The 7,347-nt window shown below is 50.1% G+C and carries 10 protein-coding genes and 1 rRNA gene; 10 read left to right on the top strand and 1 reads right to left on the bottom strand.

Going from position 1 to position 7,347, the window contains the following annotated elements:
• From rrf to truA, 7 genes are all read left to right on the top strand, one after another.
• A 5S ribosomal RNA gene (gene rrf / locus BQ7364_RS06540) occupies nt 1-95 on the top strand; the annotation flags it as partial.
• Between the two features lie 138 nt (nt 96-233).
• Nucleotides 234-821 carry an O-methyltransferase gene (locus tag BQ7364_RS06535; protein ID WP_072683958.1) on the top strand — a complete coding sequence of 196 codons (588 nt, stop codon included), beginning with the start codon at nt 234-236 and terminating at the stop codon, nt 819-821.
• A gap of 51 nt (nt 822-872) precedes the next feature.
• Nucleotides 873-1,433: a hypothetical protein gene (locus tag BQ7364_RS06530; protein WP_072683957.1), complete on the top strand. Its 561-nt coding sequence runs from the start codon at nt 873-875 to the stop codon at nt 1,431-1,433.
• A 235-nt stretch (nt 1,434-1,668) separates the two neighbouring features.
• Nucleotides 1,669-2,496 (top strand): energy-coupling factor transporter ATPase, encoded by an 828-nt coding sequence (locus tag BQ7364_RS06525; protein WP_072683956.1) that lies wholly within the window; start codon nt 1,669-1,671, stop codon nt 2,494-2,496.
• A complete protein-coding gene (locus tag BQ7364_RS06520; RefSeq protein WP_072683955.1) occupies nt 2,472-3,329 on the top strand; it encodes an energy-coupling factor transporter ATPase in 858 nt (285 codons plus the stop codon). The genes BQ7364_RS06525 and BQ7364_RS06520 overlap by 25 nt, the downstream gene beginning before the upstream one ends.
• On the top strand, nt 3,326-4,123 hold the full coding sequence (locus tag BQ7364_RS06515) for an energy-coupling factor transporter transmembrane component T family protein (RefSeq protein ID WP_072683954.1): 798 nt from the start codon (nt 3,326-3,328) through the stop codon (nt 4,121-4,123). The genes BQ7364_RS06520 and BQ7364_RS06515 overlap by 4 nt, the downstream gene beginning before the upstream one ends.
• Nucleotides 4,120-4,920 carry a tRNA pseudouridine(38-40) synthase TruA gene (truA, locus tag BQ7364_RS06510; protein ID WP_072683953.1) on the top strand — a complete coding sequence of 267 codons (801 nt, stop codon included), beginning with the start codon at nt 4,120-4,122 and terminating at the stop codon, nt 4,918-4,920. Before BQ7364_RS06515 ends, truA begins: the two co-directional genes overlap by 4 nt.
• Nucleotides 4,921-5,043: 123 nt before the next feature.
• On the opposite strand, the gene BQ7364_RS06505 is transcribed toward truA, so the two are convergent.
• On the bottom strand, nt 5,044-5,421 hold the full coding sequence (locus tag BQ7364_RS06505) for a hypothetical protein (protein ID WP_072683952.1): 378 nt from the start codon (nt 5,419-5,421) through the stop codon (nt 5,044-5,046).
• Between the two features lie 101 nt (nt 5,422-5,522).
• Here BQ7364_RS06505 and BQ7364_RS06500 point away from each other — a divergent pair, with 101 nt between their 5' ends.
• From BQ7364_RS06500 to BQ7364_RS06490, 3 genes are read left to right on the top strand one after another with little or no spacing between them, the layout of a single operon-like run.
• Entirely contained in the window at nt 5,523-5,843 is a 321-nt protein-coding gene (locus tag BQ7364_RS06500) for a PadR family transcriptional regulator (protein WP_072683951.1), read from the top strand.
• Nucleotides 5,836-6,426: a DUF1700 domain-containing protein gene (locus BQ7364_RS06495; protein WP_072683950.1), complete on the top strand. Its 591-nt coding sequence runs from the start codon at nt 5,836-5,838 to the stop codon at nt 6,424-6,426. The genes BQ7364_RS06500 and BQ7364_RS06495 overlap by 8 nt, the downstream gene beginning before the upstream one ends.
• Nucleotides 6,423-7,283 (top strand): DUF4097 family beta strand repeat-containing protein, encoded by an 861-nt coding sequence (locus tag BQ7364_RS06490; protein WP_072683949.1) that lies wholly within the window; start codon nt 6,423-6,425, stop codon nt 7,281-7,283. Before BQ7364_RS06495 ends, BQ7364_RS06490 begins: the two co-directional genes overlap by 4 nt.
• The last annotated feature ends 64 nt before the right edge of the window (nt 7,284-7,347 follow it).

Below are 7,347 nucleotides of genomic sequence, written 5' to 3'. Positions count from 1 at the left end.
TGGTCACACCTGTTCCCATCCCGAACACAGAAGTTAAGCATTTCCGCGGCGAGAATAGCTATGCCTGCCATAGTGAACGTAGCTCGTTGCCAGGTTCTCCGGTTCCCTTTCTCAGGGAGCCTTTTTTCTTATCAACCCCGTCAGAAAGCTGAGGGGATGCCCAAAGACAAAGTCATGCTTATCCTGTGGAAATAGCGCGTATGAATAAAAAAGGATAAAAAGGGGGAAATTCAATGCCGTCCATTAATGATTTGGAGATTTACGCTCAGGAAAACCATGTGCCGATTATGATGAAAACTGGTATTGAATTCATTCTGGAACTCATTCGCAATCAAGCCTATACCCGAATTCTGGAATTGGGCACTGCAATCGGTTATTCGGCAATTCGGATGGCGAAGCTCTCAACGTTGATTCAAATTGACACTTTGGAAAATGATCCCGAGCGCGCACAGCTGGCGATTGCCAACATTGCGGCGGAACGGCTGGATACTCAGATCCATGTGTTCGCAATGGATATCGCAAAGTTTCAGACTGACCGGCTCTATGATCTGATTTTTGTTGACGCCGCGAAGGCGCAATATCCCCGCTATATGGAACAATTCCGCGGTAATCTTGCCAAGGGCGGCGTCTTTGTCTTTGATAATCTGAACTTTCATGGAATGGTCGAAGATCCGTCCCTGACTGAAAACAAAGGCACCCGGCAAATGATTAAAAAACTGCGGCGGTTTCGGGAAACCCTGATGCATGATCCCGACTGCCTCACGCAGTTCTATCCGGAGGTCGGCGATGGTGTCGCCGTCGTGGGCTTATTAAGAAAATAGTTTAAAACCTGATGAAATATGATAGAATAAAGAAAAGGATCGGTGACAACGATGAAAAAAGGATTAATATTCGGCTTGTTGGCAGCCGCTGGCGGCGCCGCCTATTTGTTAAGTAAAGCAGCCAATAAAAAAGACGAAGAAAAAACGATTATTACACTGAGCAGCGACGAAGAAGAAACAACGCCGCAGCCGCAGAAAGAAGAACCGGCTGAAACAGAACCGGAAGCGGCCTCTGAAGAAAAGGCTGAAGAAGAGCCGCAGTATTCCCGCGAAGTACAGGAAATCAATCTGATGTATCCCTATTTAAAGCCGGCTTTCATTTCAGCCTGCCTGAAAGAACAGCTGGATTTTGATCAGAACTATCCGGAAGGTTCACTGGTGACGATCTATCACGATATCAGCTTCCCGGCGGTGGAGGATCTGATCACCTTCGTTCGAATTATCAAGGAACATGACTATCAGATCAACGAAGCGGACGGCGATCAGTCGCTTACGATCAGCAAGGATCTGCTTGTGGAAAAAGGAAAAATCTTAAGCGATATTCTGAACGTTTCCAATCAGGTCGACTGCCTGAACGGTCAGTATCACGCATATCGTCTGGAATCGAAATAAAATGGAAACAAGTCGGCTTCCGCTTCGGCGGCGCGGACTTTTTCTTTTTTCCGATCGCGGTTCTCGCGGGCATGTCCAAGGCTGAAATCAGCGAAAGCGGTGTCATCGACCGCAGATCGCTAAACAAATTCAACGCTTTGTAAAGACCTGGAAAATCCCTTTCCCATAAGGGGTTCTTTATTGTTTTAAAACGAGTTTATCTGTTGTATAATTAAAACACTTTGAGGTGAGAACTATGAAACAGCTGGAAGTTAAAAATCTGAGCTTTTCCTATGACGAAGCGACGCATGCCGTGCGTCATGTTTCCTTCGCCATTGAGAAAGGAAGTTATACAACAATTATCGGTCACAACGGCAGCGGCAAGTCGACGATCGCCAAGCTGCTGATCGGGCTGCTGGAAAAAGATGAGGGCGAGATCCTGATCGACAATCTGCCTTTAAACGAGGAAAATCTGATGGAAATCCGCAGCCGGGTGGGAATTGTATTCCAGAATCCGGATAACCAGTTCATCGGTTCCACGGTGCGGGACGATATCGCATTTGGTTTGGAAAACCATTGCGTGGCGCAGGAAAAAATGGACGCCATCATTACGGAATTCGCAGAAAAGGTCAACATGACCGATTATCTGGAAAGCGAGCCAACCCGCTTGTCTGGAGGCCAGAAACAGCGTGTAGCCATCGCCGGGGTGCTCGCAATGGCGCCGGAAATGATCATTTTTGATGAGTCGACAAGTATGCTCGATCCACAGGGGAAAGATGAAATTAACCGCGTGATCCGCCAGCTGCATGCCGAAACCCAGCTGACTATCATCTCGATCACCCATGACATTGAGGAAGTCGCCAAGAGCGATCATGTGCTGGTGATGGATCAGGGCGAGATTAAGATGGAAGGCACGCCGGAGGAAATCCTGCTGCGGGATAAAGAACTGATTCGCCTGCATCTGGATATTCCGTTCAGCATCAAGCTGCAGCAGCAGTTAAAGAAAAACGGCTTAACGATGAAGCCGGAGATTACGATTGAAGGGCTGGTGAATCAACTGTGTCAATTCGATTTGAAAAACTAAGCTATACATACTCCAGTGGGACGCCGTTTGCCTACGCCGCATTGAAAGATGTGGATCTGGAAATTGAGGAAGGCAAGGTCACGGCGATTATCGGCAAGACCGGCAGCGGAAAGACGACGCTGGTGCAGCATCTCAACGCGCTGCTGCTTCCGACCGCGGGGAAGCTCGAAATTCTGGGAAGGACGATCAGCGCTCAGCAGAAGCCGGAGCACTTGAAAAGCTTGCGCAAGGATGTCGGACTGGTCTTTCAGTTTCCGGAATATCAGTTGTTTGAAGAAACAATTCTGAAGGACATCGCTTTTGGACCGAAAAACTTCGGTGCCAGCGAAGAAGAAGCAGTGCGCCGGGCCCGCGAGGTCATCAAGGTTGTCGGTTTGGATGAAACGATGCTGGAACGCTCGCCGTTGGATTTATCCGGCGGACAGAAACGCCGCGTGGCGATTGCGGGCATTCTGGCGATGGATCCGCAGGTGCTGGTGCTGGATGAACCGACGGCCGGCCTGGATCCGCAGGGTGCTCAGTCGATGATGCAGCTGTTTATGAATCTCAACAAGCAGATGAACAAAACCGTGCTGATCGTGACGCACGATATGGAACACGTTCTCAATTATTGCGACAATGTCGTCGTTGTGGATCATGGCGAAATTCTGCAGAAAACGTCGGTTCATGAATTTTTCCGCAAAACGGATCTGTTAAAGCAGTTAAACATCCTGCCGCCGGCGATCATCCGTACCCGTGAGATGCTGAATCAACGCGGCTTTCACCTGTCTGAAGACATCATGGATATTCCCTCCCTGGCGAAGGAAATCCTGCGGGAGGTGAAGCTGAAATGAATAACTTTGCGTTAGGCAAATACATGCCGCTTAACTCCCCAATCCACCGCATGGATCCGCGGGCGAAGATCATGGCGATGCTGATCGTGCTGATCGCGATCTTTTTTCCAGCCGGCTTCTCAGGCTATGCGATCATCGCTGTCTGCGCCGTCGCGGTCGTACTGATCGCGAAGCTGAGCCTGAACTTTGTCTGGCGGTCGATGAAGCCCATGTTGTTCATGCTGCTGTTTCTGCTGATCGTCAACATTCTCGTGCTGCGCACCGGCGCGCCGTTGGTCACAATATTTGGCTTCACGATTTACAGCGACGCGGTATTCCAGACGTTATATATCGCAATCCGGTTAATGTTGATGATCATCATCACGACGGTGTTAACCGCAACGACCAAACCGCTGGATCTGACGTTGGGGATTGAAGATTTGCTTCAGCCATTTCAGCGGTTTCACCTGCCGTCGCATGAGATTGCAATGATGATTTCCATCGCTTTGCGGTTCATTCCGACGTTGATCGAGGAAACGCAGCGGATCATGCGCGCTCAGGCCAGCCGCGGCGTGGATTTGAAAGAGGGCAAGCTGAAAGAAAAGATCATGGCGGTCTTATCACTGATCGTGCCGTTGTTCGTGTCGGCGTTTCAGCGGGCTGAGGAACTGGCGAACGCGATGGAAGCCCGCGGCTATTGCCCGGGACGGACGCGGACGCGATATAAGATCTTAAAGATGGAAGGCCGGGATTATCTGCTGCTGGCAGGATGTGCCGCGCTGCTGGGAACGATGCTTGTTCTCTGGCTGGCATGAGACAGCGGTTTAAAGCGGTCGTCAGCTACGATGGCTTTGATTATGCCGGTTGGCAGATCCAACCGGCCGAGCGCGGAGCGACGATTCAACAGACGATTCAGGATGCGATCAGCGCCATTTGCCGGCAGCCCATATCCATCACGGGATCCGGTCGAACGGACGCCCAGGTCCATGCCTGGGGACAGGTTTTCCATTTTGACGTCGATTTCTCACTCAACGCTTTCCAATGGAAGCGGGCAATCAATGGCCATCTGCCGAAAGATATCCACATTCGTTCCATCGAAACTGTTGACCCGCATTTTCATGCCCGGTTTGACGCGATTGGGAAACGGTATGAATACCGAATTCAGCTGGGCGATGCGAACGTATTTACCCGCCGTTATGCCTTCCAAACGCCATGGGCTTTAAATGTCCAGACCATGCGCGAGGGGGCGGCTTATCTGATCGGCGAACATGATTTCTCCTCCTTCTGCGCCAATTCCCGGACGGAAACGCCGGATCAGGTGCGGACGATCACGCGTCTGGAGCTGGTTGAAGACGGGGATCAGCTGCGATTGATTTACGAAGGCAATGGTTTCATGCGGTATATGGTACGGATGCTGACGGGAACGTTGATTGAAGTTGGGCGCGGCCGGCTGACGCCGCAGGAAGTGCAGAAGATGCTGCTGGCCCGGGATAAACAGATCTGCCATTTCAATGCCAAACCGCAGGGATTGACGTTGGTTGAGGTCTATTATTCTTCATCCCGTGGATCTTCACAGGACGCTCTGGCCAAAAGTTGCGTTCAGGATAAATAAAAAGAGCTTTGTCATAAATTAAAAAAACTGATTGAGAAGGATCAGTTTTTTTGTTTGCGCAGTGGACGCCACGTGTTATGCGAAGGATGTCAAAGCTGCAAAAGGTGCTCAGACAAAGCTTGCCTATACGATATTTTCCAGCTTCGCCTTGATCTGCAGGAACATCGATTCTTCCTCGCTGGCTTCGATGACGCTGATCCTCGCGGGAAAATAATCGTGCCGCAGCGGATTGACCAGCAGCATCTTAACCTCGCACAGCTGCTGCAGAGGCAGCGCCAGATCGCAGGCGGAACCGAATAAGATAAATCCAATTCCAGAGTTTTCCACAAACGGCGAAGCCTTCAGCGCGATATAATGCTGCTGAGCCTGCGAAAGTGCGGTTTCAGGAATTCCCGTAGGAATATGGGTAAAACCGATGTTTTTGATTTTCAGAAGTTCTTCCATCAGAATGATCGGCTGTTCGCTGAAATATAAAATATGTCTGTGTTCAGAAAGTTCCATGTTTATCACCTGATCTTAGTATGGACGAAATCAATTCGATTTATACTCTAGTTGACATATAATATTATACAACATATAATATTATACAAGGAGGAGATACCATGACATTTCAGATTGGTTCGGTCCTGCTGGATGCGTGTGTTTTAGCGATCCTGGCGAAGGAGGATACTTATGGTTATCGTCTGACCCAGCAGATCAAGGAAACGCTGGGGGTCTCGGAATCGACCTTGTATCCGGTCTTGCGAAGGCTCCAGAAAGAAGAATTATTGGAAACCTACGACGTGGCGGTAATGGGCAGAAATCGAAGATATTACCGGCTGACAGACGAAGGTCTGGAGAAAAACAAAGAATATAAGCGGGAGTGGGTGTATTTTTCCCGGAAGATAACGACGATTTTAGAGGGAGGAAATCTTGATGACTAGACAGATTTATCTGCATCGGCTGAAAGAAGCGCTGGAAGGACTGCCGCGGGAAGAGCAGGAAAGCGCGATGCGGTATTGTGAGGAATATTTTGACGAAGCGGGCGAAGATCAGTTCGATCAGGCAGTCCGCGATCTGGGCTCGCCGGAGGCGTTTGCGAAAGGGATCCGCAGCAGCTACAACAGCCGGATCAATGCTGATCAGCAGGAAGCTAAGAAATGGCCGTGGCCGCAGATCCTGTGCCTGGCACTGGTTGCCAGTCCGATCTGGGTGCCGCTGGCGATCGTGATTGTCATTTTACTGATCATTTTCGGATTCCTTCTGTTTTTACCGTTTATGGTCATTCTTCTGCTGCTGTTCTTATTTTTCGGGCTGGCTGGTTCGCTGCTGGTGAGTGCCGTCAGGATGATCTTTGTTTCCTGGGCTTCAGCGGGACTGGCCTTGGGTGGCATGTTAATTTGCGCGGCCTTGTTTCTGGTTTGCCTGTGCGGTTTGATCGCGCTGGTGAAAAAGGTCTGGCCATGGGCGAGAGAGAAGGCGCAGGAAGGCGTGGAATGGATTCGTGAAAGGAGAAATCAGGCATGAAGACAGTTTTGAAAATTGCGGCTGGTATGGGCGCAGCCGGGTTGATTCTGATCTTAACGATCTCGCTGATCACCGGGAAGACCGCTTTAACCTCACAGGATTTGGGAATTGACGTCGATCAGCTGGAAAACGGCGTCGGCATCCGCGTTGGGGATCATTGGATGGGAATGGGTCAGGGACATATGAACCGGCAGCATCACGACGAGGATGAGGATTATGAAACACATAACTGGCATGGCATGGGCATGGGGTATGGCGATGGAAATTATCAGACGTACGACGAGACTTTTTCCGATATCACAGGCATCGACGTCGAAAGCGATTTGGGCGATGTCACGCTGATGCGCAACGATGGTCCTCAGACCCGCGTGGAAATTAATTACCGGAATTGCCAGAGCATTAAGACAAAGGTTGAAAAGGGCATTCTGAAAGTGGAACTGGAACATCCGGATCATATCAATAACTGCAATTTGAGTCATGATCACAGCTGGATTACCATTTATGTTGGCAGCGGCGTGACATTGACCAATTCCGAAGTGGAACTGGCGTTGGGCGATTTGATCGTCGAAGATCTGGATTTTGTGGATTCTGAATTTGAGATGGCGCTGGGTGACGTCGATTTCACCGGGACGCTGCAGGGGCGCTGCAAGTTTGACGTGGCGCTGGGCGATGCGATGCTGACGCTCAACGGAAGCCGCTCGGATTATCGGATTGAAGCGGAGAACGCCATGGGCAGTCTCGGAATCGGCGAGGCGTACTATGATCAGAATCTGTCGAATTCCTGGAAGGATACTTCTGGAACGCATCATCTGAAGGTGGATAATGCCATGGGGGATACGGAGATTCAATTTCGATAACCTTTCCGATAACCTTGAATTTTCATAAAACATGTATTGATGAGGAAGGCGGCAGGAACAGCCG

The organism is Holdemania sp. Marseille-P2844 (assembly GCF_900120005.1).
Classification (GTDB): domain Bacteria; phylum Bacillota_I; class Bacilli_A; order Erysipelotrichales; family Erysipelotrichaceae; genus Holdemania.
The sequence above is the reverse complement of the archived record's forward strand: the minus strand, read 5'-3'. Positions and strand labels throughout refer to the sequence as shown.